The 22,932-nt window shown below is 65.0% G+C and carries 22 protein-coding genes; 8 read left to right on the forward strand and 14 right to left on the reverse strand.

The genetic code is table 11. The annotated features are described in order from the left end of the window. Positions 1 to 13 precede the first annotated feature (13 nt). The 7 genes from PD284_RS21685 to bcoG all read right to left on the reverse strand — a co-directional run bounded on the left by PD284_RS21685 (position 14) and on the right by bcoG (position 8,375). Complete coding sequence (locus PD284_RS21685) at positions 14 to 961, reverse strand: cation diffusion facilitator family transporter (RefSeq protein ID WP_274630196.1); 948 nt, start codon at positions 959 to 961, stop codon at positions 14 to 16. 100 nt (positions 962 to 1,061) lie between these two features. Continuing rightward, on the reverse strand, positions 1,062 to 1,844 hold the full coding sequence (locus PD284_RS21690) for a carnitinyl-CoA dehydratase (RefSeq protein ID WP_274630197.1): 783 nt from the start codon (positions 1,842 to 1,844) through the stop codon (positions 1,062 to 1,064). Then, on the reverse strand, positions 1,841 to 4,246 hold the full coding sequence (locus tag PD284_RS21695; RefSeq protein WP_274630198.1) for an acetate--CoA ligase family protein: 2,406 nt from the start codon (positions 4,244 to 4,246) through the stop codon (positions 1,841 to 1,843). Before PD284_RS21695 ends, PD284_RS21690 begins: the two co-directional genes overlap by 4 nt. Continuing rightward, positions 4,243 to 4,980, reverse strand: a complete 738-nt coding sequence (locus PD284_RS21700) for a DUF2161 domain-containing phosphodiesterase (protein ID WP_274630199.1) — start codon at positions 4,978 to 4,980, stop codon at positions 4,243 to 4,245. The genes PD284_RS21695 and PD284_RS21700 overlap by 4 nt, the downstream gene beginning before the upstream one ends. Before the next feature lie 7 nt (positions 4,981 to 4,987). Continuing rightward, complete coding sequence (locus PD284_RS21705; protein WP_274630200.1) at positions 4,988 to 6,151, reverse strand: acyl-CoA dehydrogenase family protein; 1,164 nt, start codon at positions 6,149 to 6,151, stop codon at positions 4,988 to 4,990. 4 nt (positions 6,152 to 6,155) lie between these two features. Then, positions 6,156 to 7,232, reverse strand: coding sequence for a 3-hydroxyacyl-CoA dehydrogenase NAD-binding domain-containing protein (locus PD284_RS21710; RefSeq protein WP_274630201.1), 1,077 nt, complete (start codon positions 7,230 to 7,232; stop codon positions 6,156 to 6,158). 225 nt (positions 7,233 to 7,457) lie between these two features. After that, the gene (bcoG, locus tag PD284_RS21715; RefSeq protein WP_274630202.1) at positions 7,458 to 8,375 is read right to left on the reverse strand and encodes a 3-dehydrocarnitine:acetyl-CoA trimethylamine transferase BcoG; all 918 of its coding nucleotides are present in this window, start codon (positions 8,373 to 8,375) and stop codon (positions 7,458 to 7,460) included. Positions 8,376 to 8,450: 75 nt separating this feature from the next. Here bcoG and PD284_RS21720 point away from each other — a divergent pair, with 75 nt between their 5' ends. From PD284_RS21720 to PD284_RS21730, 3 genes are all read left to right on the forward strand, one after another. After that, positions 8,451 to 9,431: a GlxA family transcriptional regulator gene (locus PD284_RS21720; protein ID WP_274630203.1), complete on the forward strand. Its 981-nt coding sequence runs from the start codon at positions 8,451 to 8,453 to the stop codon at positions 9,429 to 9,431. Positions 9,432 to 9,501: 70 nt separating this feature from the next. Next, positions 9,502 to 9,762 carry an antitoxin gene (locus tag PD284_RS21725; protein ID WP_274630204.1) on the forward strand — a complete coding sequence of 87 codons (261 nt, stop codon included), beginning with the start codon at positions 9,502 to 9,504 and terminating at the stop codon, positions 9,760 to 9,762. Then, the gene (locus PD284_RS21730) at positions 9,759 to 10,166 is read left to right on the forward strand and encodes a type II toxin-antitoxin system VapC family toxin (RefSeq protein WP_274630205.1); all 408 of its coding nucleotides are present in this window, start codon (positions 9,759 to 9,761) and stop codon (positions 10,164 to 10,166) included. The genes PD284_RS21725 and PD284_RS21730 overlap by 4 nt, the downstream gene beginning before the upstream one ends. A 2-nt stretch (positions 10,167 to 10,168) precedes the next feature. On the opposite strand, the gene PD284_RS21735 is transcribed toward PD284_RS21730, so the two are convergent. The 4 genes from PD284_RS21735 to PD284_RS21750 all read right to left on the reverse strand — a co-directional run bounded on the left by PD284_RS21735 (position 10,169) and on the right by PD284_RS21750 (position 15,949). After that, positions 10,169 to 11,662 (reverse strand): mannitol dehydrogenase family protein, encoded by a 1,494-nt coding sequence (locus PD284_RS21735; protein WP_274630206.1) that lies wholly within the window; start codon positions 11,660 to 11,662, stop codon positions 10,169 to 10,171. After that, a complete protein-coding gene (xylA, locus tag PD284_RS21740) occupies positions 11,655 to 12,965 on the reverse strand; it encodes a xylose isomerase (protein WP_274630207.1) in 1,311 nt (436 codons plus the stop codon). Before xylA ends, PD284_RS21735 begins: the two co-directional genes overlap by 8 nt. Beyond that, a complete protein-coding gene (xylB, locus tag PD284_RS21745; protein WP_274630208.1) occupies positions 12,962 to 14,416 on the reverse strand; it encodes a xylulokinase in 1,455 nt (484 codons plus the stop codon). Before xylB ends, xylA begins: the two co-directional genes overlap by 4 nt. Before the next feature lie 198 nt (positions 14,417 to 14,614). Then, complete coding sequence (locus PD284_RS21750; RefSeq protein WP_274630209.1) at positions 14,615 to 15,949, reverse strand: tetratricopeptide repeat protein; 1,335 nt, start codon at positions 15,947 to 15,949, stop codon at positions 14,615 to 14,617. Between PD284_RS21750 and PD284_RS21755 the strand changes: the two genes are divergently transcribed. Then, positions 15,933 to 16,433 (forward strand): hypothetical protein, encoded by a 501-nt coding sequence (locus tag PD284_RS21755; protein WP_274630210.1) that lies wholly within the window; start codon positions 15,933 to 15,935, stop codon positions 16,431 to 16,433. The genes PD284_RS21750 and PD284_RS21755 overlap by 17 nt on opposite strands. 22 nt (positions 16,434 to 16,455) lie before the next feature. Here PD284_RS21755 and PD284_RS21760 read toward each other — a convergent pair whose 3' ends face one another. The 3 genes from PD284_RS21760 to PD284_RS21770 form a co-directional block, all read right to left on the reverse strand. Then, positions 16,456 to 17,079 carry a LysE family translocator gene (locus PD284_RS21760; protein WP_274630211.1) on the reverse strand — a complete coding sequence of 208 codons (624 nt, stop codon included), beginning with the start codon at positions 17,077 to 17,079 and terminating at the stop codon, positions 16,456 to 16,458. A 120-nt stretch (positions 17,080 to 17,199) separates the two neighbouring features. Continuing rightward, entirely contained in the window at positions 17,200 to 17,922 is a 723-nt protein-coding gene (locus PD284_RS21765) for an MBL fold metallo-hydrolase (RefSeq protein WP_411956241.1), read from the reverse strand. Between the two features lie 81 nt (positions 17,923 to 18,003). Next, positions 18,004 to 18,159: a hypothetical protein gene (locus tag PD284_RS21770; RefSeq protein WP_274630212.1), complete on the reverse strand. Its 156-nt coding sequence runs from the start codon at positions 18,157 to 18,159 to the stop codon at positions 18,004 to 18,006. Positions 18,160 to 18,383: 224 nt separating this feature from the next. Here PD284_RS21770 and PD284_RS21775 point away from each other — a divergent pair, with 224 nt between their 5' ends. The 4 genes from PD284_RS21775 to PD284_RS21790 all read left to right on the forward strand — a co-directional run bounded on the left by PD284_RS21775 (position 18,384) and on the right by PD284_RS21790 (position 22,927). Further along, positions 18,384 to 19,136 (forward strand): L,D-transpeptidase, encoded by a 753-nt coding sequence (locus PD284_RS21775; RefSeq protein WP_274630213.1) that lies wholly within the window; start codon positions 18,384 to 18,386, stop codon positions 19,134 to 19,136. Positions 19,137 to 19,286: 150 nt separating this feature from the next. After that, a complete protein-coding gene (locus tag PD284_RS21780) occupies positions 19,287 to 20,453 on the forward strand; it encodes a diphosphate--fructose-6-phosphate 1-phosphotransferase (protein ID WP_274630214.1) in 1,167 nt (388 codons plus the stop codon). Between the two features lie 87 nt (positions 20,454 to 20,540). Beyond that, entirely contained in the window at positions 20,541 to 21,761 is a 1,221-nt protein-coding gene (locus PD284_RS21785; RefSeq protein ID WP_274630215.1) for an acyltransferase family protein, read from the forward strand. 131 nt (positions 21,762 to 21,892) lie between these two features. Continuing rightward, complete coding sequence (locus tag PD284_RS21790; protein ID WP_274630216.1) at positions 21,893 to 22,927, forward strand: sulfate ABC transporter substrate-binding protein; 1,035 nt, start codon at positions 21,893 to 21,895, stop codon at positions 22,925 to 22,927. The last annotated feature ends 5 nt before the right edge of the window (positions 22,928 to 22,932 follow it).

Raw genomic sequence — 22,932 nt, forward strand, 5'->3', positions numbered from 1 at the left:
GACTGCCGCGTCGCTAAGTGCCCTCGATTGCGGCGCGTTTTTGCCGCCAGCGCCGGGTTGTTTGCGGCTTGAAGAAGACTGCCGCAAGGCTCGGCACCCGGGCCTTCAGCGCTTCCTCGAGACGTTCCACGCATGCCTCGAGTTCGGGCACGCGAAGATCGTCCTCGAATTCGATGCTCAGACTGGCGACGATCTGTTGCGGCCCGAGGTGCACCGTCAGCACGCCGTTGGCCTTGCGAACCGCGCGATCTGCCTGAGCGACCTCCAGGATCGCCGCCTGGACCTCTAGTGACGCAGTCTCGCCCATCAGCAGGCCCTTGCATTCGCGTGCCAGAAGGGCGGCGGTGGTGGCCAGGACCATCGCAATTCCGATCGAGCCGACACCATCGAGCTCCGGCATTTCGAAGAATTCCGCGGCGGATATCGCCCCCAGCGCGATCAGGAGCCCGAGCAGCGCGGCCGTATCCTCGAAAAGGACCGTGAAGACACTCGGATCCTTGCTTTGCCGAACCGCCTGATAGTAGCCCGCGCGCCCTTTGGAGCGGCGGAACTCCCGCAGCGCCACCAGCCACGAACCGCCCTCGAAGATGATCGACAGGCCGAGCACGACATAGTTGACGACGACGTTCCGCACCGGCTCGGGATTCTGGATGTGGACAATCCCCTCATAGAAGGAAATGCCGGCGCCCAGCGCGAAGACCAGGAGCGCGACGACGAAGCTCCAGAAATAGAGCTCCCGGCCATGACCGAATGGATGGGTAACGTCCGCTGGCCGCTCGGCGCGGTGCAGGCCATACAGCAGAAGCCCGCCATTGCCGGTATCGACCAGCGAATGCACGCCTTCCGACAGCATGGCCGAGCTGCCCGTGAAGAGCGCCGCGACGAACTTGGTCGCGGCGATCAGCAGGTTGCCTGCCAACGCCGCGTAGATGACTTTCCTGGACCCCGTCTGCGTCGCCATGCTTCATCCCTCATCGGAACGGTTTCCATGACAATGCGCGACGCGGCTATCTGCTCCTATATCCTGCAGGCGGATCGCTCATGAGCAGGCAAGAGCTGGTCTACCGCCCCTTCCAAACCGGGTCGCGCTTCTCCGCGAACGCCTTGAAGCCCTCCACGCCGTCCTCGGAGTCGTAGAGCATGTCCACCGTGCGGAACTTGCGCTTGGTGATCCAGTTCATCGCATCCTGGAAGGTCATGGATTCAGCTTCGCGCGCCACCTCCTTGATCGCGGCGAAGACGAGAGGCGGGCCGGAGGCGAGCAGTCGCGCGACCTCCCAGACTCGATCCTCCAGCCTGTCCTTCGGCAGCACCTCGTTGACGAGGCCCCAACGATGCGCCTCGGCGACATCCATCCAGCGCCCCGTCAACAGGAGGTCCATGGCGACATGGTAGGGGATACGCTTCGGCAGCTTCACCGTTGCCGCATCGGCCAAGGTCCCGGCGCGGATTTCAGGCAGAGCAAAGGAGGAGTGGTCCGAGGCGTAGATCAGGTCGCATGAGAGCGCCAGTTCGAAGCCGCCGCCGACCGCCATGCCGTTGACGCAGGCGATCACCGGCTTGTTCATGTCACGCAGTTCCTGCAGCCCGCCGAAGCCGCCGACGCCGTAGTCGCCGTCGACCGCGTCACCCTCCGCCGCCGCCTTCAGGTCCCAACCCGCCGAGAAGAATTTGTCGCCGGCCGTCTTCACGATCGCAACGCGCAACTCCGGATCGTCGCGAAATGCCTTGAAGGTCTCCCCCATGAGGCGCGACGTCCTGAGGTCGATCGCATTGGCCTTCGGACGATCGAGCGTGATCTCCACAATCGCGCCCTCGCGCCGGGTGGTGATGACATCCGTCATGAAGGGACTCCTGCAACGGGTGGGTTTCCCTTCCCCTCGAGGGAAGGGTGGCCGGACAAAGTCCTGGCGGGTGGGATTGCCGCGGCCGCACTCTGCGGCTCGGTGACACCTTCTGCATGTACCCCCTCCGGCCGCTTTGCGGCCACCTCCCCCGCAAGGGGGGAGGACGGGACGAGCAACGCATCCGCGACCCAGGCGCCCTGCCCTTCGGCGCAGACGATGAGCGGGTTGATGTCCAATTCTTCAAGGCGATCGGCATTCTCAAGCGCGAAATCAGCGACACGCGCGATCGCGTCGATAGCGGCGGCGAGATCAGCGCGCGGCCATCCCCGATACCCATCGATCAGCGGAAACATTTTTAGCCCGCGCAGCGCCTGCTCGATCTCTGCGCGCGAGGCAGGCAGGATCAGCGTCGCACTGTCCTTCAGCAGTTCCACCAGCACGCCGCCCGTACCGACTGTCATCACCGGTCCGAACAAAGGGTCGTGCTTGATGCCTACGATGAGCTCGGCAATGCCGCCCGTGATCATCTTCTCGACATAGAGGCCCGTGCCGAGACCCTGGAGCGCCTCGGCCGCCATCCGAACTACCGCCTCGTCATGGAGGTTCAGCCGGACCGCACCCGCCTCCGACTTGTGCGCGATGCCGAGCGCCTTCAGCGCGACGGGGAAGCCGAGCGTGGCGGCGGCTGCAACGGCTGCGTCGGGGCCGTCGGCGCGCATGCCTTCCGGGATGACAAGGCCAAACTCGCGCAGCAAGGACTTTGTGGCGGCCTCGTCCGTCGCGCCTTCCCCCTCCCCCTTGAGGGGAGGGTGCTCGGACAAAGTCCGGCCGGGTGGGGTCGCTGCGGAAGCGCGGGGCGTCTCGTTTCTGCCCAGCGATGGTGCGGATGGGCGGTTATTCGCGATAGCCTCAGAACGCTCCGCCAAGGTGTCGCGCGCTTCCGAGGCGACCCCACCCGGTCGGCCTTCGGCCGACCACCCTCCCCTCAAGGGGGAGGGAGCCCGCCACGCCCCTCCTATGAACGCGGCCGCCTGCGCAGCATCGAACGCCTCCGCGATGCCGTGGATCGGCGCGATACCGCGCGCCAGCAGGTCAACTGCGTGGGCTTCGGAAAGGTTTTCGAGCATGGAGGCGACAATTGCGCCCTTCGCGCTATTTGCCTTCAACGCGGCTTCGAAGGCGCGCACCGTCGCCCACCAGTCGGCATCGGAACAGCGGTCCGTGCGCGGAAAATCGAGCACCAGCAGGTTGAGATCGAACCCGCCCGAGACCATCGCCGAGAAAGTCGCGGTCATGGCCGGCTCGTTGTTCCAGATGTAGGTGTTGTAGTCGAGCGGGTTGGCGACGGCGACCATCGGCCCGAGCGTCGCCTGTATCCGGGCGCGATGCTCGTCCGTCACCTTCGGAAAGTACACGCTGCGCCCTTCCGCCGTGTCGGCCATCACCGAAGCCTCGCCTCCCGAGCAGCTCATCGAGGACAGGGCATAGCCTGTCAGCGGCCCGACCGCATGCAGCAGCTTCAGGGTTTCGAGGAAGGAGGGGATCGTATCTACACGCGCGATGCCGAGCCGCGTCAGAAAGGCGGAGGATGCCGCATCTGAGCCGGCGAGCGACGCCGTGTGCGAGACGGTCGCCGCGCGCGCCTTTTCCGAGCGGCCGACCTTCATGGCGACGATGGGCTTGCCAAGCTCGTGGGCGCGCAGGGCGAGCCTTTGGAAGCCATCGACACTGTCGAACCCCTCAATGTGCAGGCCGAGCGCAGAGACCCGCTCGTCCTCCAGCAGGCCGAGCGCCATCTCCGAGAGCCCGGTCTGCGCCTGGTTGCCGGCCGTCATCAGGAAGGCGACGGGAAGGCCGCGCTGTTGCATCGTCAGGTTGCAGGCGATGTTGGAGGATTGGGTGATGATGCCGACACCGCGCTCGCCTTTCCCGAGCCGCCGGCCCCCGTGCTGATCGGGCCACAGGAGCGCGCCATCCGCATAGTTGATCAGGCCGTAGCAGTTCGGGCCGATCACCGGCATTTGCCCGGCGGCCTCCACGAGTTCGCACTGCAGCCGCTCGCCATCGTCGTCGTAGTCGCCGGTCTCGCGGAAGCCAGCGGCAAAGCAGATCGCGCCGCCCGCCCCCATCTCCCGGAGTGCGCGCACGACATCGATCGTCAGGAAGCGGTTGACGCCGATGAAGGTGGCGTCCGGCGCATCGGGAAGATCGGCCACCGTCCTGAAGGCCCGCAGCCCCTCTACCTCAGCCCTGGTCGGGTGCACCGGCCAGATGTCGCCTGCAAACCCCATCTTGAGGCATTGCTTGATCACATTGGCGCCGAAGGCTCCCCCGCCGACCACGGCGACGGATTTCGGGCGTAGCATGCGGGAAAGGTCGCGGGTCCGGGGGCGGGTCATGAGGTCGCCGTAGCCGGGTCGGATGGAGGCTCGCCATGCGCAGCCGATGCGAGGCTCTCGATCTCGAAGGCGTAATCGTCCATCGCCCTCGTTCCCTTGGGGCTCAAGGCATAGATGCCGACCGCGGTCCGCTCGAACCACCCATAGTGGTTGTCCGCCATCATGCGCCGGGCATGGGCGATCCGGGTCTGCCGCGCGACCTCGGCAGCCTTGGTAGGTCCCAGATCGCACAACAGCTTGAGGCAGCGCAGCGCCTCCTGGCGATAGCCGGTCACAAGGTTGCGCCGGACGGCCCCACCGCGATTGGGGTCCCCGACCAGCCTGGCGAATTCACGCAGCAAGCGCGTCTTGCGGGGCTTCGACTGGCGCGGCTTGTAGGGCGCCGGGTCGCAGTGGATCTCGACGAAGCCGTCGGCAAGGCGCACGGAGATCAGGCCGAGGCCGAGCCGCCTGCAAAGCGCGTTGTTGTCGGCCAGCGCCCTCAACCAGGCGCGGCCCGCGCCGCGCGGAACGGCGACATAGACCGCATCGGTGAGCGCCTGCCGCTGAATCGCCTGATGGAACAGCGACAGCGAGAAGCCGGCCTTGAGCTCGACGATCACCGGCTCTTCGCCGTCGCGCATCGCCACGACATCGGCAGCGCCCACCTCGCCCTTGACCGTGTAGCCCTGCCCCTCGAGCAAGCGCTTCACGGGCGGGTAGAGGTCGGTTTCCCTGATGCCAGACTTCGCCATGCAGTCCCTAGCCCCCGACGGCCCTCAGCAGCGCCCGGCTGATAATGTGACGCTGGATTTCGCTCGTGCCCTCCCAGATACGTTCCACCCGTGCGTCGCGCCAGATGCGCTCCAGCGGAAGATCGTCCATCAGCCCCATTCCGCCGTGGATCTGGATCGCCTCGTCGGCGACGAATGCCAGCATCTCGGTCGCCTTCAGCTTGGCCATCGCCATGTCCTGGTCGGTGACGGTGCCGGCATCGTATTTCCAGCCGGCCTCGAGGATCATGAGCTCCGCCGCCTTCAATTCCTTGGCCATGTCGGCAAGCTTGAACGACACGCCCTGGAACTTGCCGATCTGCTGCCCGAACTGTTCGCGCTGGGCGGCATATTCGATGGCGTGCCCCAGCGCACGGTCGGCGCGGCCGAGGCAGGTAGCGCCCACCTGCAGGCGCGTCGCGCCTAGCCAGGAGTTCGCCACTTCAAAACCCTTGTGCACCTCGCCGAGGATCTGCTCTTTCGGTACCCGACAGTCGTCGAACTCGAGGATCGAGTTGGTGTAGCCGCGATGCGAGACGTTGCGGTAGCCATCGCGCACCGCAAACCCCTTGGTGCCCTTGTCGACGAAGAAGGCGGTGATCTTCTTGCGCTTTCCGCGCGGCGTCTCCTCCTCGCCCGAGGCCATGAAGCAGATGGCGAAGCCGGCGATGTCGGCGTGGCTGATGAAGTGTTTTGTTCCGTTCAGCAGCCAGTCGCCGCCCTTCTCCACGGCGGTCGCCCGCATGCCGCGCAGGTCCGAGCCGGCGCCCGGCTCTGTCATGGCAAGGCAGTCCCAGGTTTCGCCGCGAATGCAGGGGTACAGGTACTTTTGCTTCTGCTCGTCGCTCCCGGCGAGCAGGATGTTCGAGGGCCGCGCCACGCAGGTCCAGTGTAGTGCGTAATTCGCCCTGCCGAGCTCCTTTTCGTAGAGCAGCCAGGTCAGCGTATCGAGACCCGCCCCTCCGACCTCGACCGGCATATTGGCGGCGTAGAGACCGGCGGCGATCGCCTTCGCCTGCAGTTCTTTGACCAGATCCATGTGCAGGTGGCCGGAGCGTTCGACCTCCCGTTCGTGGGGATAGAGCTCGTTCTCGACGTAGGACCGGGTCGTGTCGACGATGAGCTGCTGTTCTTCGGTGAGCCCGAAATGCATGGGGTCAGCCCTTCTTTTTCGTCGCCTTTACAGCCTTCTTCGGCTTCGTGGCCCTCGCCTTGGCGGCGGCGGCAGAACCGCCCGCTCCAGTCTTGCCGAGTTGCCTGACATAGTCCTTGTGCAGCGCGCCCGCGCCCCACCCCTTGCCGCCGTTCTGTGTCGACAACGCCTCCATGATGGCGACAAGATTGTCATCGCGGATCTTTTCCAGCTCGCGGATCGACCATTTTGAGGACTGCTCGTCCGACTGCGTGGCGATCAGGTCCACCAGTTCGTCGTTGAACTCCGGCACGTCCATCAGCTTCGTCCATGGCCACGAGAGGCAGGGCCCGAACTGGGCCATGAAGTGACGCATGCCCGCCTCGCCCCCGGCGATGCGGTAGACCTGGAACATGCCCATCTGCGCCCAGCGCAGGCCGAAGCCGTAGCGCATGATGTCGTCCAGTTCCTCGACCGTGCAAATGCCATCCTTGACCAGCCACAGCGCCTCCCGCCACGCCGCCTCCAGCAGGCGGTCACCGACGAAGGCCTCGATCTCCTTGCGGATCACCACCGGCTTCATGCCGATCGAGGCATAGATCTCGCTGGCCAGTTCGATCGCCTCGGGCCACGTGTCCCTGCCCCCGACGATCTCGACCAGCGGAAGGAGATAGACGGGATTGAACGGATGGCCGACGACCAGCCGCTCGGGATGGTTCTTCATCGCCACCTGCATGTCGGTCGGCTTGATGCCGGACGTGGACGACCCGACCAGCGCACTCGACGGCGCGTGCATGTCTATCTCGGCCAGCACCTTGTGCTTGAGGTCGAGCCGTTCCGGCACGCTCTCCTGGATCAGGTCCGCGTCCGCCACCGCCTCGGCGATGGTCTTGGCGTAGGTGATCTTGCCTTCCTTCGGCAGGCCATTCGTCGCCATCCGCTTGTACGCCCGCCGTGCGCCGCGCATGACCTCGCCGACCTTGCGCTTGGCTTCGGGGTCGGGGTCGTAGATGGAAACGTCGATGCCGTTCAGCACAAGGCGGGCAACCCAGCCCGCACCGATCACGCCGCCGCCGATGCAGGCCGCCTTGGAAATGCTCATTGCTCTGCCTCCACTTCACGGAGGCAACAGCGTTCTACGTCGCCCCCCTCTGTCCTGCCGGACATCTCCCCCTCAAGGAGGGAGATTGGCGGTTGAATTGCTGACGCCCGTTCTGCACCGTTGGCGATTGGCGAAACCTTTGCGGCAGGGCTATCTCCCACCTTGAGGGGCAGATGTCCGGCAGGACAGAGGGGGGTGCAAAGTTGCGCCAACATAGTGCGCGCCTTACGCCTTCACCGGCGCGCGCTTGGTCAAATTGAGCTTCCTGCGGACCTCATCCGGCCCGAGCACGCGCGCGCCCATGTTGGATACGATGCTCACCGCTCGCTCGACGAGTTGCGCATTGGTGGCGAGCACGCCCTTGTTCAGCCAGAGGTTGTCCTCCAGTCCGACGCGCACGTTGCCGCCCGCCAGGACAGCCGCCGCAGTATAGGCCATCTGGTTGCGGCCGAGCGAGAAGGCGGACCAGGTCCAGTCCTCTGGCACGTTGTTGACCATCGCCATGAAGGTATTGAGATCGTCCGGCGCGCCCCACGGCACGCCCATGCAGAGCTGCACCAGGGCATCGGCCTTCAGCACGCCCTCGGACACGAGCTGCTTGGCGAACCACAGATGGCCCGTGTCAAAGGCCTCAATCTCCGGTTTCACCCCCATCTCCGTCATCATGCCGCCCATGGCGCGCAGCATGCCCGGCGTGTTGGTCATGACGTAGTCGGCCTCGTTGAAGTTCATCGTGCCGCAATCGAGCGTACAGATCTCCGGGAGGCATTGCCGGACATGCTCGACGCGGTCCGAAGCGCCTCCCATATCCGTGCCCTGCTCCCTGAGCGGCAGCGGGCTTTCGACCGGGCCGAACACCATGTCGCCGCCCATACCGGCCGTGAGGTTCAGCACCACGTCCACATCGGCAGCGCGGATGCGCTCCGTCACCTCCCGATACAGATGGACGTCGCGGCGCGGCTTTCCCGTCTCGGGATCGCGCACATGGCAGTGCACGATCGCAGCTCCGGCCTTCGCGGCATCGATAGCCGCGTCGGCGATCTGCTTCGGCGAGCGCGGAACGTGCGGACTGCGGTCCTGGGTGCTGCCCGAGCCGGTGACGGCGCAGGTGATGAACACCTCGCGGCTCATTTCGAGCGGCATGATATCCTCCCATGCAGTTCCAGTTGGATCATCCCCCGCCTTGCTAACCCTTGCTTTGCATTTTACGAATCCCGGTTGATGAAACGCGAAACGCCCTCGATCTTCCAGGCCGAACGGACGCCGCTCCGCCTGACTTTCCTGATCTTCTCAGGCGCCTCTATCATGTGCGTGGCCTCGGCTATCGACCCGCTGCGCGCCGCCAACCGCATCGCCGGCGAAATCCTGTTCGACTGGCAGGTCGTCTCGCTTGACGGTACGCCCCCGGTCACCACGTCCGGCCTGCCCGTCTCCGTGAGCGGACGCCTCAACGCGGCAGACCGCCCGGACGTGCTGGTCATGGTCGGAGGTTTCGGCACGCGCGATCTCGGGACGCCGGCGCTCAACACCGCGATACGGCGGGTCGCGCGATCGGCGCGCGCCATCGGCGGCATCGAAGCGGGCACCTGGCTGCTCGGTCATGCCGGTTTGCTGGAAGGCAGGACAGCGACGACCCACTGGGAGGATCTCGAGGATTTCGCCGCGGCCTTTCCGGGCGCCGACGTAAGGCCAGACCGCTACGTCATCGACGGTCCGGTCTTCACGTCGGGCGGCGCCTCGCCGACCTTCGACCTGATGCTGCACCTCATCCGCTCCCGCCTTGGAATGGCCGTGGCGCTCGATGTGGCCAGCGTCTTCATCTACGACCAGGCGCGCGCCGCCACCGACGCGCAGCCGCTGGTGTCGCTCGGGCGGCTGGACGGGTATGACGCCAGGCTCGCGCAGGCGATCCGTCTGATGGAAGCACATGTCGACCAACCGCTGACCGTTGCCGCGATTGCCCGCCGAACGGGCGTGACCGCACGTACGCTGGAACTCATCTTCCAAAAGTCGATTGGCGAAACGCCAGGCGCCTACTATCACCGGCTGCGCCTGAACGCGGCGCGGCGCCTCGTGCTCGACACGGCGGTGCCCATGGCCGACATCGCCGCGCGCACGGGTTTCTCCAGCGCCTCCGCCTTCTCACGCGCCTTCTCGGCGATGTTCGGCAGGTCGCCGGTGACGATGCGGCGAGGTTGAACGCACACCTTGGTTTGAGGACTGGGTTTGGTATGGTATATATCCCAGTATATATCATCAGGAGGTGCGCATGACCGCCACCGCAAAATTGTTCAAGAACGGCCGCAGCCAGGCCGTCCGCCTGCCCGCTGAGTTCCGCTTCGAAGGCACCGAAGTCAACATACGCCGCGACCCCGTCTCAGGTGACGTCATCCTGTCCCAAAAGGTGGAGCCAACCGGGTCATGGCACGCGTTTCTCGCAGCCGTTGATGCCTTGGAGCCTGGAGATATTCCTGACGACTTTTTCGAAAGGGACCAGGGTATCCACGAGCGTGACGATCCGCTCGCATGAGCGCGCGCTATATGCTGGACACCAACATTGTCCGCCAGGCCGTCAGCAAGCGATCACAACCGGTGCTCGATCAGTTGGTCCAACGATCACCAGCAGAGCTCTGTGTCTCGGTCGTTACCTACGGCGAGTCCACCTTCGGTCTGAGGCGCAGGCCGGAGGCGACTAAGCTCGCCTCGGCAAACGAGACGTTCTTCGCTGAGATCGAGATCCTGCCCTTTACTCGCGAGGCCGCGACAACCTATGGGACGCTCCGCGCTGCAATGGAGGGACTTGGCAAGAGCCTCGGTCCTCTCGACATGCTGATCGCCGCCCACGCGCTTTCAATCGGCGCAACCCTCGTCAGCGCCGACCGCGCGTTCCGTTTCGTTCCAAATCTCCGCGTCGAGGACTGGACGAGCGCCTGAACCTAAGCCGCGCGCGCCCTTCCGACTTCCGCGGCGATCGCCTGGCGCATGCTTTTGGCAAGCATGATCTCAAGGCGAGATTTCACAGCCCGGTTCCACTCGTCCGAGCGCGAAAGCTCTTCCGGCATCAGGCCCGGCAGTGCGAACATTCGGTCCACGATCGAGCCCGCGTCGCATCCCGCACCGTCGACCAGTGCGGCGATTTCGGCCTCGCGCGGATCGCGCAGTTCGTATCTCTTGCCCGTCTCGTCCATGCCCACACAATACCGCAGCCAACCGGCAACCGCGAAGGCATAGGCGTCCAGCGGCAGGCCCTTGCGTAGCGTGATCATTGCCGGTTCAAGCAGGCGCTGGGGCAATTTTTGCGTGCCGTCCATGGCGATCTGATAGGTCTGGTGCGCAATCTCCCGGTTTGCGAAGCGCGCCCGCAGGTCCTTGGCGTAGGCGTCCAGGTCGATACCCGGAACGGGATCGAGCGTCATGGCGGCCGCCTGCATCTGCCGCTCGATCAGCACAGCGAGGTCTGTATCCGCCATCACCTCGCGGACGAAGGCATGGCCGGCGATGAAACCGGCATAGGCGAGCATCGAATGCGCGCCGTTCAGCATGCGCAGCTTCATCTTCTCGTATGGAGCAACATCCGTCACGAAGAGCGCGCCGCCCGCTTCCCATTCCGGACGGCCGGAGGCGAAGCGATCCTCGATGATCCATTGGGAGAACGGCTCGGTCTCAACCGCCGCAGGATCGTCAAAACCCGTCAGCGCCTGTGTGTCATCCAGCGTCTTCTGCGTGCTGGCCGGCGTGATGCGGTCCACCATGGTCGAGGGGAAGGGAATCTCGGCCTCGATGAAACTTGCGAGTTCCCCATCGAGCTCGCGGGCGAACTCGACCACCAGCCGGCGCAGGATTGCGCCGTTATGGGGGAGGTTGTCGCAGCACAGGACGGTCAGCACCGCCAGTCCGCGCTCCCGGCGAAGCCGAATGCCCTCGACGATGAAGCCGACGGCGCCTTGTGGATTGCGCGGCGCCAACAGGTCCGCGGCAACCGCCGGATGGCTGCGGTCGAGCCCGCCGGTGGCGGGATCCAGCCCATAACCCTTCTCGGTGATTGTGAGGCTGACAATCCTCGTGTCCGGCGCCGCTATCCGTGCGAGCACCGCAGCAGGATCGCGCGGCGCGACCAGGACCTCGGAAATGCTGCCGATGATGCGCGCCGACGTTCCTTCGGTGCTCCGCGTCAGCAGTGTGTAGAGCCCGTCCTGCGGGTTGAGTTCGTCCGCGATCCTGGCCGAGCGCAGCGAGACGCCAGCGATCATCCAGTCACCGCCTGATGCGCCCAGGGCCGTTTCCGTGTACGCGGCCTGATGCGCCTTGTGGAAGGCGCCGACGCCAAGATGCACGATCCCGGCTGGGCGCCCTCGGTCGTAACGCGGAACCTGTGCGCCGGCGGCTGCGATCGCCGCCAGGGCCGAGGGATCGAGGCGCTTGTCAGACATAGCGGTTGACGACGTTCTCCAGGTACTCTTGGCGACCGGATTTCGGCTGCGGCTCGATCTTCTCCTTCACCACGCGCTCGGCGATCTCCTCCAGCGTGCGCTTTCCGGACAGCATCGCCTTGCCCTCCCCCGACTTCCAACCCGCATAGCGCTCCTCCAGCGGGCCCGACAGCGCCTTGTCCTCGATCATGCGCGCCGCGGCCTTCAGGCCCCGGGCGCAGCAGTCCATGGCGCCGATATGCCCGATCAGCAGGTCCTGCGGATCGAGAGACTGCCTGCGCAGCTTCGCATCGAAATTGGTGCCGCCGGTCTTGAAGCCGCCCGCCAGCAGGACGAAGTAGTAGGCCAGCGCCATCTCCGGCACGTTGTTGGGGAACTGATCGGTATCCCAACCAGACTGGTAGTCGTTGCGGTTCATGTCGATCGAGCCGAAGATGCCGAGCGAACCGGCGAGCGCCAGTTCGTGCTCGAACGAGTGGCCGGCCAGGATCGCATGGCCCTGCTCGATGTTGACCTTGACCTCGTTCTCGAGGCCAAAATCCTTGAGGAAGCCGTAGACCGTGGCGACGTCATAGTCGTACTGGTGCTTGGTCGGTTCCTGCGGCTTGGGCTCGATCAGGATGGTGCCCGTGAAGCCGATCTTCTTCTTGTAGTCGACGACCAGCGACAGGAAGCGGCCGGCCTGCTCACGCTCGCGCTTGAGGTCGGTGTTGAGCAGGGTCTCGTAGCCCTCGCGGCCGCCCCACAGCACGTAGTTCTCGCCGTTCAGCCGCTTGGTAACATCCATGCAGGCCTTCACGGTCGCCGCGGCGTAGGCGAACACGTCCGGATCCGGGTTGGTCGCCGCACCCGCCATCCAGCGGCGATTCGAGAACATGTTCGCCGTGCCCCAGAGCAGTTTTACCCCCGTCTCCTTCTGCTTGGCGGCAAACATCTCGGCGATTTCATCGAGCCGCGCCCTGCTTTCGGAAAAATCCTTGCCCTCAGGTCGCACGTCGGCGTCGTGGAAGCAGTAGTAGGGCGCCCCGAGCAGCGTGAACATTTCGAAGGCGACGTCTGCCTTCAGCCTGGCAAGTTCCATCGTGTCCCCGAACCAGGGCCTATCGAACGTGCGGCCGCCGAACGGATCGCCCCCCTCCCAGGCGAAGGAATGCCAGTAGGCGATGGCAAAGCGCAGATGGTCCTCCAGGCGCTTGCCCATTACCACTTCGTCGGGATTGTAGAAGCGGTAGGCCAGCGGATTGGTGGAATCCGGCCCCTCGTACCTGACCGGCTTGATGTCGCCAAAAAATCCCGTGGTCATGTCGTGACGTCCTTGATGGCTGGATAGAGAGAACGATAGCGCTGGTATGCGGCTCCATAGGCGTCGGAAAGGCCGGCGTCTGGTTCGACCGTGCCGGCGGTCTGCGGCGCGGTGCAGACAGCGAATGGATCGGCGGCTTCGGCCGCGATCAGGCCGAGGCGCGCTGCGCCGAAGGCCGCGCCAAAGTCGCCATCGGCGGGGATATCGACCGGCACGCCAAGCGCAGTCGCAACCGATTTCAGCCAATACCGCGAACGCGACCCGCCGCCGATCGCCGTGACGCGTTCGAGTTGGGTGCCGGCCGCCCGGAGTGCCTCCAGGCAATCGCGGAACGCGAAAGCGACCCCTTCAAGCACGGCCTGGGTGAGCGCGGCAGCACCCGATTCATGGCCAAGGCCGACGAACGCGCCACGGATGGCAGCGTCGTTGTGTGGTGTGCGCTCGCCCGACAGGTAGGGAAGGAAGGAGACGCTGCCGGGAGCCTTCAGCGTATCCCCCAGCTCCTCGGTGAGGTTGCCGGCGCTCTTGCCGGTGATGCCGCAGAGCCAGTTGAGGGAATCTGTCGCCGACAGGATGACGCCCATCTGGTGCCAGGCATTCGGCAGCGCGTGGCAGAATGTGTGCACCGCGCTGCCCGGATTGGGCAGGTAGGAGCCGTTGGCCGCAAAGAGCACGCCCGACGTGCCGAGGGAGACGAACGCCTGCCCCTGGGCGACCGTGCCCATGCCGCAGGCCGACGCGGCATTGTCGCCGGCCCCGCCCGCAACAACGACCGATCCCGACATCCCCCATTTCGAAGCGAGCTCGGCCCGCAGGATGCCGGCAGGCTCGGTGCCTTCCACCAGACCCGGCATCTGGTCCTCTCGCATTCCGGTCCCATCGAGCAGTTCAGGAGACCATCGGCGACCGGCGACGTCGAGCCACGACGTGCCTGCCGAATCCGACATCTCGGACAAATACTCGCCCGTCAGCCAGAGCCGCAGGTAGTCCTTCGGGAGCAGCACCTTTGCGACCCTGTCGAACACGTCGGGCTCATTGTTCCTCACCCACACCAGCTTCGGCGCGGTGAAACCGGGGAACACGATGTTGCCGGTGATCCTCCGGAACCGCGGATCGGCGTCCAGCTTCGCCGCCTCCCCGTGACTGCGCACGTCGTTCCAAAGGATGCACGGACGCAGTACGGCATCGGTGTTGTCGAGCAGTGTCGCCCCATGCATCTGGCCAGAGAGGCCAATGCCCCTGACTGCCGCCAACTCCTTCGAATTCGAAGCCTTCAGCGCAGACACCGCGTCCTCGGTAGCGCGCAGCCAGTGCGCAGGGGCCTGCTCGGACCATCCCGGATGCGGCCGCGAAACCTCCAGGTCGCCGTGCCCGGTGGCAACGACGCGCTGGTCCCCGTCGATCAACAGCGCCTTGACGCCCGACGTTCCCAGATCGAAGCCGAGATACATCGTATTCCTCCCAGAGCCGTCATCGCAGGCGGACACTGTTCTCCAACGGCCGCCGATACGAGGTGCGGCAGCTCTCCTCCGCATGCTCCCAGCAGCAATTCAGCACATGAAAATGCGGAAAGCGAGAGGCGTGAGCCATTTTATTCGGGCTTCGCAAAAATTGGTCCGGATATGGCCCGTAGGCCGGGAGGCTACCGTTCAGGGGACTTGGGTCGCGGCCAACGCATCGGCGCGCCTGACAAACAGCGCCGACAGCGGGCTGTCGGGACGCGACGCGAACCGCTCCGCCACGAGGGCAGACGCAAGCGCCTTCTGGCCGGAGCGCAGCGCCGCCTCGATCAGGGTCAGGTCGATGACGTCGCGCTGCGCATGGCTGCCGCCGAAGCGATGGGCGATCGCGCGGAGCGGCCGCAGCAGCCGGACCGCCGCCGCGTAGTCGCCATCGCCGAAGGCGCGGATCGCAAGACAGACCGGATGGCCGACGTCGCGCGTGAAGGCGGCATTGTCGTCGCCGGCGGCCATGGCCTCCCTCTGGACCTCCAGAAGTTCGTCGGCCGCTCCCGATCGCCCTGCGCCGACGAAGGCCATCATGGCGTGGGCGTCGTTGAAGGCGTAGTTGCCGGCCCTTCCCTTCGGCGTCCAGTTGGCCGCCAGCGCGGCCCAGCGATCACCGACATCCACACCACCGAGATGCAGCCGCCACAAAATGGCCGACGCGTCGACCATGTTCAGCGCCAGTGTCGAGCGCGCGCCGTAGATCGGACCGTCGTAAAGCGCCAGCACCTCCTCGGCCTCGCCCAGATCGTAGTGGAAGAGCGCGAGGTGCCACCAATTGTGGACCTGGAGGAAATTCTCCTTCGTCCATTGCGCCTCGTTGCCGCGCATCCAGGCGATACCGTCGCGCTGGCGGCTCTGCATCTCCATCACATGGGCCACCGCGTGCTGGGCCCACCCATCGCGCGGCTGCAGGTCGATGGCGCGCCGGCCCAGCGCCTCCGCGCGCGCATAGTCGGCCGTTTCCTCGTAGCCGAAGGCCTGCATTGCGAGGATGGAATGATACCCCCGCATCGCCGCCGACCACGCCGGCATCGCGCGTGCGATGCGGTCGCGGAGCATACGGGCATTCCCGGTGAAGAAATCAATCTGGTGGCCGGCGAGCAGCGCCAGCGCGTCGCGCGGCACGTCTATCGTCAGATCCTCGAGGATCGCGCCGGCCTGATGCCAGCCGCCCCGCGAAAGATGGCCAAGAGCTGCGGCGTGCGTCATCTCCCGTTCGGTTCCGCCGAGGCTTGCGGCGGCGGCCGCGCAGTCGGCCGCGACGGCGCTCGCTTCGCGCTCGGTGGCAAGGCCGAAGAGAAATCCCTTGAAGACATGCGCCATGACGAAACCCGGCGCGGCGGCGATCGCCCTGTCGATCGTGGCGACAGGATCGCCAATGAAGCACTGCAGCTCGTGCAGGGCCTGCTCATAATGCTGCAGCGCTTCGCCTGTCGCGCCGGTCACGGGGAGATCGAGATTGTCGCGCAAGATCATCGCAGCATCCACTTTCGGACAGGATGGCGTTTCGGACGAAACGCTGCAAGGGGCGGCTCAAGGACAGCGCGCGGCGATTCCCGACGCATCTTTGCCTTCTGCAGAAGCTGCGATATTCAAGGTGACCATGAACCTGCATGACCCGAACCAGGACGACCTCGTCGAGACCATTTTCCGCAACGGTACGCTGACCGTCGTCGGGATCGTGCTCGCCTTCTCGCTCGGCTTCGTCACCCATTGGGCGGCCAACCCGATACCATGGGAGCCGCTGGACGCATTCGCGCTCTTCCCGATCTTCATCGGCATCATTCTGCAGATCAAGGCGCTGTCGGATCTCCTCGATCACAAATGCCTGCAGCGGCGGCCTTTCCTGCGCGCCAACCGTATCTTCATGACGGGGCTGATCCTGACCGCGGGCGGCGTCATGATCGCCATCCTCCTGGATTTCCTCGAGATCACCAAGATCGCAGGAACCATCGGCTAGGCGCGACCGCCCGGCAGGAAGATCAGTGCGAGGAGCGCATCGCGACCGTGGCGACGCCCGCTCCGACCAGCAGCGTGCCTCCGGTGCGGTTGAACAGAGTGATGGCGCGCGGGTTCCGCACCAGGCTGCGGGCCCGCGAGGCGACCAGCGCATAGCCGAAGGCATTGGCGAAAGCGAGCGTCAGGAATGTCGCCTCAAAGATCGCCATCTGCGTCCAGAAATCGGCCTCGCGGTTGAGGAACTGCGGCAGGAAGGCGACGAAGAATGTGATGCTCTTGGGGTTGAGCGCCGTCACCAGCCATGCATGCACAAGCATCTTCGAGGCTGACACCGCATCTGTGCGCGGATTGGCGTCCAGCGTCCCGCCGGCGCGGAAGAGCTTGACGCCGAGATAGATGAGATACGCCGCGCCGATCCATTTCAGCACGGTGAAGACGGTAGCCGACGCCATCAGCAGTGCACCGATGCCGAGCATCGACAGCGTCATCGCGGTGAAGTCCCCGAGTGCGACGCCGACCGCCATCGGCAGCGCGGTCCGCCAGCCCTGACCAAGGGCGTAGGAGACGACGAGCAGAATCGTCGGACCTGGAATGACCAGTAGCACCGCGGATGCGGCCGCGAAGGCGGCCCAGACTTCTAAGGACATGAAACGCTCCCCACCGTTGAACGACAGGATGAATGCTCCGGACCGGGCGGATGTAAAGCGGTATTTTGCCGGTGCGGATGTCGTTGTGCTTCCCAACCGACGCGCAGAGTCAGGCTGAAGTCACTTCCTCAAATACGCCCTCGCGATTTCCCGCATGCGTTCGCCGCCAAAAGGCTCGCCATGTCCGCCCAGCACCAGGCGCACCGGCAGTTCGAGCAACCGTCGCATCGTCTCGCGATAGACGCGCCGGTCGGAATTCGGCAGCTCGTCGATCAGCGTCTCGTCGTAGATCGCGTCCCCCGAAAAGAAGAGGCCGTCATGGTCGTCGAAGAGCCCGATGGAATCGGGCGAGTGGCCGTGCAGTTCGATGACCCGGAACGTGCGGTCGCCCAGGTCGATCGTCTCGCCCTCGCTCAGCAGGCGCGTCAGCGGCGCCGGTTCGATGTAATACGAAGCGATCTCCCAGCCTTCGGCCGGGAGCGCCCCCAGCGGATCGACCATCTCGCGGAACATGTTCGCGTAGGTCAGCCGCTCGGGCATCGTCGCAAAGGCCGCGCCGGACGCGCGCGGTCCGGCCCGATTGGCAAACTCGTGGAGGGAGCCGACATGATCGACATGGATGTGGGTCGCGACCGCCAGCAGCGGACTGCCCGTCTCCGGCAGGACCGCTGCAAGGCTCGACAGCCCCATGCCCGTGTCCACGAGGAGGTCGCGATCCCGCCCAGGTATGAAGTAGATGTTGGCGCGCATGAATTCACGCACGTGAGGTTCGGTGAACCTAACGATTCCGCCGGTGAGATCGGTCCTGGAGAACCAGTTCGATTGCGGAGTGGCGCTGGTCACGTCTTGGCCTCTCGCGGAAGTCGTTGAAGATCGGAGCGCGGCTTCCGGCCCGCGACAGGCGCCATTGGGGTTCGAGGCGATTCATCCGAATCCCGCCATGGTCCTGAACAAGACGGCGAAATCGAGGTGGTCGTCAAGCAACGCGGAGAGATCGAGATCAGCCCCGAGCACGGCTGCGGTCGCAACGATCGCCGCACCAAACAGCAACAGGTCGAATTTCAGCTGGTCTTTCATCATGGCCCCTCGGAGGCAACCGGGGTATCGCCGAGTGGAGCCGAGATTGTGACCGAAGGGCGGAGACTTCATGTCTGCGTCCGCACAACGTGCCTCCGCAGGCCGTAGATCCACCTTTCCGCCTTCTAAGCAATTGAACCTATTGAGTTTACCCTTTTTCAACCACGTTCGCGGACACTTGTGAGCAATTCCCGGCACCTGAGCCCGGGCTGGATTGGTGTGTTCCCGTGTCGAAATCCGCAGCGCCATTTGCCGAAGATCCCACTACCTCCCGTGACCCTGTCCTGACGCGCCGCGCAGCGCTGTTCGGGCTCGGCGCAGCCGCGCTGACCGCCGGCTGCAGCAGCACGGGCCTCGATATGCCTTCGCTCAACCTTGACCAGATGCCCACCGGATCGATCCGGCCGCAGATCAGCATCGACGCCGGCGTGACGCGTCCGGAACTGATGTATGCGTCCGCCGTCGACGGCAATTTCGAGTTGCCCGAGATTCCGTTCAAGAAAATCGACCCGAAATGGCGCAGGCAGGTGGTGGTCGACCCGACCGGTGAAGCGCCCGGCACCATCGTCGTGCGCGTCAACGAGCGCCATCTCTATTGGGTGCAGGAGGGCGGCGACGCAATCCGCTACGGCGTCGGCGTCGGCAAGGCCGGCTTCGAGTGGAGCGGGCGCGCCGTCATCCAGTACACCAAGCAGTGGCCCACCTGGACGCCTCCACGGGAAATGATCGCCCGCAAGCCTGAAGTCGCCAAGTGGGCGGGCGGACAGCCCGGGGGCCTCGACAATCCGCTCGGCGCGCGCGCGCTCTACATCTTCAAGGATGGGCAGGACACGCTCTATCGCATTCACGGCTCGCCTGAGTGGTGGACCATCGGCACGCAGGCTTCGTCAGGCTGCGTCCGCCTGATGAACCAGGACATCGTCGATCTCTACAACCGCGTCCGGGCCGCACCCAACAAGGTGCCGATCGTCGTGAGCTGACGCTTCGAACGATGCGGGGAGCAGGCTCGGCCCGCGTTCCGAGCCTGTTTCGGAAGGCGGACCGGCTTTGCCGCACATCCCCACTTTTCCTTCCGGGCATTTCCGCTAAAACGATTAGCATTGCGAAGCGCCGGCTCTGGGAGAGACACCATGCCCAAGACATTTGTCATCGCGCAGGGCGGCGGTCCGACCGCCGTCATCAACCAGACGATGGTTGGCGCAGCCCTTGAGGCCCGCAAGCGCTATCCTAAGTCGAGGGTCCTTGGCGCGCTGCATGGCGTGCGCGGCATTCGCGACGGCAAGTTCGTCGACCTGCACGAAATCTCCGAAGCCGATCTCAAGAAGATCGCCAATACGCCGAGCGCCGCGCTGGGCTCCACCCGCGACAAGCCGGACGCCGCCTACACCGCGCAGGTGCTGGACGGGCTGAAGAAGGTGAAGGCCGACGTCTTCGTCAACATCGGGGGCAACGACACGTCCGGCACGCAACAGATCCTTACCGACGCGGCCGGCGGCAGCATGGTGTTCATGCATGCGCCGAAGACCATCGACAACGACCTGATGGAGAACGACCACACCCCGGGCTTCATTTCGGCCGGAGAATTCGTGGCCGGGGCCTTCAAGAGCATCGATCTCGATTTCCGCGCGCTGCCCGGCATCTATGTCGGCATCGTCATGGGCCGCCACGCCGGGTTTCTCACCGCGGCCTCCGCGGCCTGGCGGGACGAAAAGGAAGACGGCCCCCACCTGATTTACGTTCCCGAACGGCCGTTTTCCACCGCACGGTTCATCGATGACGTGAAGCGCACGATGGACAAGCACAAGCGCTGCGTCGTCGCCGTTTCCGAAGGCGTCACCACCGAGGACGGCAAGGCCCTGGTGGAGAGCCTCGTCGGCCCGGACAAGCTCGAGCGCGACGCGCACGGCAACATCAAGCTGTCGGGAAGCGACCTGAACCGCGCCTTCGAGATCGCCCTGGCCGAAGGCCTGCCCGGCAAGCGGGCGCGCGTCGACGCGCTCGGCTACATCCCGCGCGGCTATATCGGCGCGATCAACAAGACCGACGCGAAGGAAGCGTTCAAGGCTGGCGCCTATGCGGTCGCCACTGCCGAGAAGGGCGGCGCATCGATCGCGCTGAAGCACGAGGGCGGCAAGACGGTCCTCAAGCGGGTGCCGCTCGGCAACGTCGCAGCCAAGACGCGCCACATGCCGGACGACTTCCTGAACAAGGACGGTACGCATCTGGCCAAGGCGGGCATCGAGTACTTCGATCGCCTCATCCCCCGCAAATATGTGGCGGGTCGACCATTCGTCTGATACTCCCGCCTCGGGGACAGGATACATATCCGGAAAGGCGTCGGGCGCTGGGATGACGGCTGCGTTCCAACGGCACAGGCGGCGCTGATGCGCAATTACAAGCTCGATAGTCTGAGGGGCCTGGCTGCCGCAATCGTGGTGTTTCACCACGCGCTCCACCTTTCCAACAACACGGTGACGGAGCAGGTGCTGCTGCCCCGATTGGCGGAACTGTCGGCCGATCAGCTGGCGGCCCGACTGGTGATGTCGGTCTTCAGCGGCGGCGTGGCCGTCTACATCTTCTTCATCCTGAGCGGCGCCGTGCTGATGAATTCCCTGCAGCGGGAGGAGCGCCTCGACATTGGAGCCGCTGTCAGGTTCACGGGACGGCGCGTGTTGCGCATCTATCCCGCGATGATCGTCGCCGTCATTGTCTTCGCCCTCGCCAGCCACGTCCGTCTACCGGCGGAGGTCGACGCGCCGTTTACACTGGGCGAGGTCGTCACCAACAGTCTCCTGCTGACGCACGACGTGAACGGAGCCACTTGGACGCTCCAGTCCGAGATGATGATGGTCCCCATCCTTCTGGCGCTGGCGCTTCTTCAGCGCCTGCTGGGGCTAGCCGCGCTCGTCGGCTACCTCATCTGGGCGCAGACCGCGTTGCATTTCGGACCGCCCTTCGGCGGCTTCTACCTCAATGTCGCACTCATGGCATTCGGGCTCGGCGCCCTTGTGCCCACCTCCATCGCAAGGAACGCCGTCGAGCGCCTGCCGCGCGGCAGTCTCGCCGGCTGCGTCGCCGGTCTCGTGCTCGCCCGCTTCTATTTCCCGCTCAACGACGGCCTGGGCATTCTGGCAATTCTCTGCCTGGGCGCGATCATGGTGGCGCTGCTCTATCACGACAGCAGTCCAGACCATGTTCTCGAACATCCGGCGCCGCGGTTCCTCGGACGGATCAGTTATAGCCTTTATCTGAGCCACGTTCTGGTCGTCTTTTCATTGTTTCCCGTATTCCGCGACCTCATCGGCGAGACGACGATCGCCGACAATCACCTCCGATGGGGCCTGCTTTGCGGCGTCATCGCGCTGCTGCTTACACTGCCCCTCGCCGCACTCTCCGAAATCTGGTTCGAACGACCCTTCATCCGCCTGGGGCACGCGATCTTTCCAGGCAGACGCGGCCACCCGACCGGTTCCGGCGATCGGCTTTCGACCGCCGTGGCGGGACAGGAGGCAAAGCCATCTGTGCGGCCGTTTTCCGCGGAATCGGCCGAGCGGGGTGGGTCGGCGTCACGCGTCGTCCAACCGACGCACAACGCGAGCGGCTGAAATATTCTTCGCGAAAAATGCAGGTGCGGGCTAAAAAAAAGCAGAAGCTCCGCTAATTTTGGTCGGGCGCTGCCCCGACAACACAGGTCGTTTCGCGCAGAGTCTAGCTGCTTCAACGTGGAGGCCGCGACATGACCATCTCACGCAGATCCGTTATCCTCAGTTCCATCCTGGGTGCGACCGTCCATTTCGGCGGGCTGGGCTTCGCATTTGCCGATACGACCCTGCTCAACGTCTCCTATGATCCGACACGGGAATTCTACAAGGAGTTCAACGCCGCCTTCGCAGCCAAGTGGAAGGCGGACACCGGCGAGACGGTGACGATCCAGAACTCGCACGGAGGCTCAGGGAAGCAGGCCCGCGCAGTCATCGACGGGCTGGAGGCCGACGTGGTGACGCTCGCCCTTGAAAGCGACATCAACGCCATTGTCGAGAACAGCGGCAAGATCGCCAAGGACTGGCGGACGCGCTTCGAGCACAACTCCGCGCCCTACACCTCGACCATCGTCTTCCTCGTCCGCAAGGGCAATCCCAAGGGCATCAAGGACTGGGGCGACCTGGTGAAGGAGGGCGTGGAGGTGATCACGCCCAATCCCAAGACCTCCGGCGGCGCCCGCTGGAACTATCTCGCCGCATGGGCCTGGGCCCACGGCCAATACGGCGGCGACGAGGCCAAGATCAAGACTTATGTCGGCGAACTCTTCCAGCACGTTCCGGTGCTCGACACCGGGGCGCGCGGCTCGACGACCACATTCGCGCAGCGCCAGCTGGGAGATGTTCTCCTGGCGTGGGAGAACGAAGCCTTCCTCGTCGGCAAGGAGTTCGGCGCCGACCAGTTCGAGACGGTGATCCCGCCGCAGTCGATCCTGGCCGAGCCGCCCGTCGCGGTGGTCGACGCGAATGTCGACGCCAAGGGCACCCGCAAGGCGGCTGAAGCCTATCTCGGCTATCTCTACTCGCAGGAAGGCCAGACGATTGCGGCGCGCAATTTCTACCGGCCGTCGAAGCCGGAACTGGTGCCGCCCGCCGAACTCGAGCGCTTCGCGAAGGTAAACCTGGTCACGATCGATGACCCGATCTTCGGCGGCTGGGTGAAGGCGCAGCCCTACCACTTCGCCGACGGTGGCGTGTTCGACCAGATCTACAAGCCGGCTTCGTCGAACTGATGAGC

The organism is Mesorhizobium shangrilense (assembly GCF_028826155.1).
Taxonomy (GTDB): Bacteria; Pseudomonadota; Alphaproteobacteria; order Rhizobiales; family Rhizobiaceae; genus Arvimicrobium; species Arvimicrobium flavum.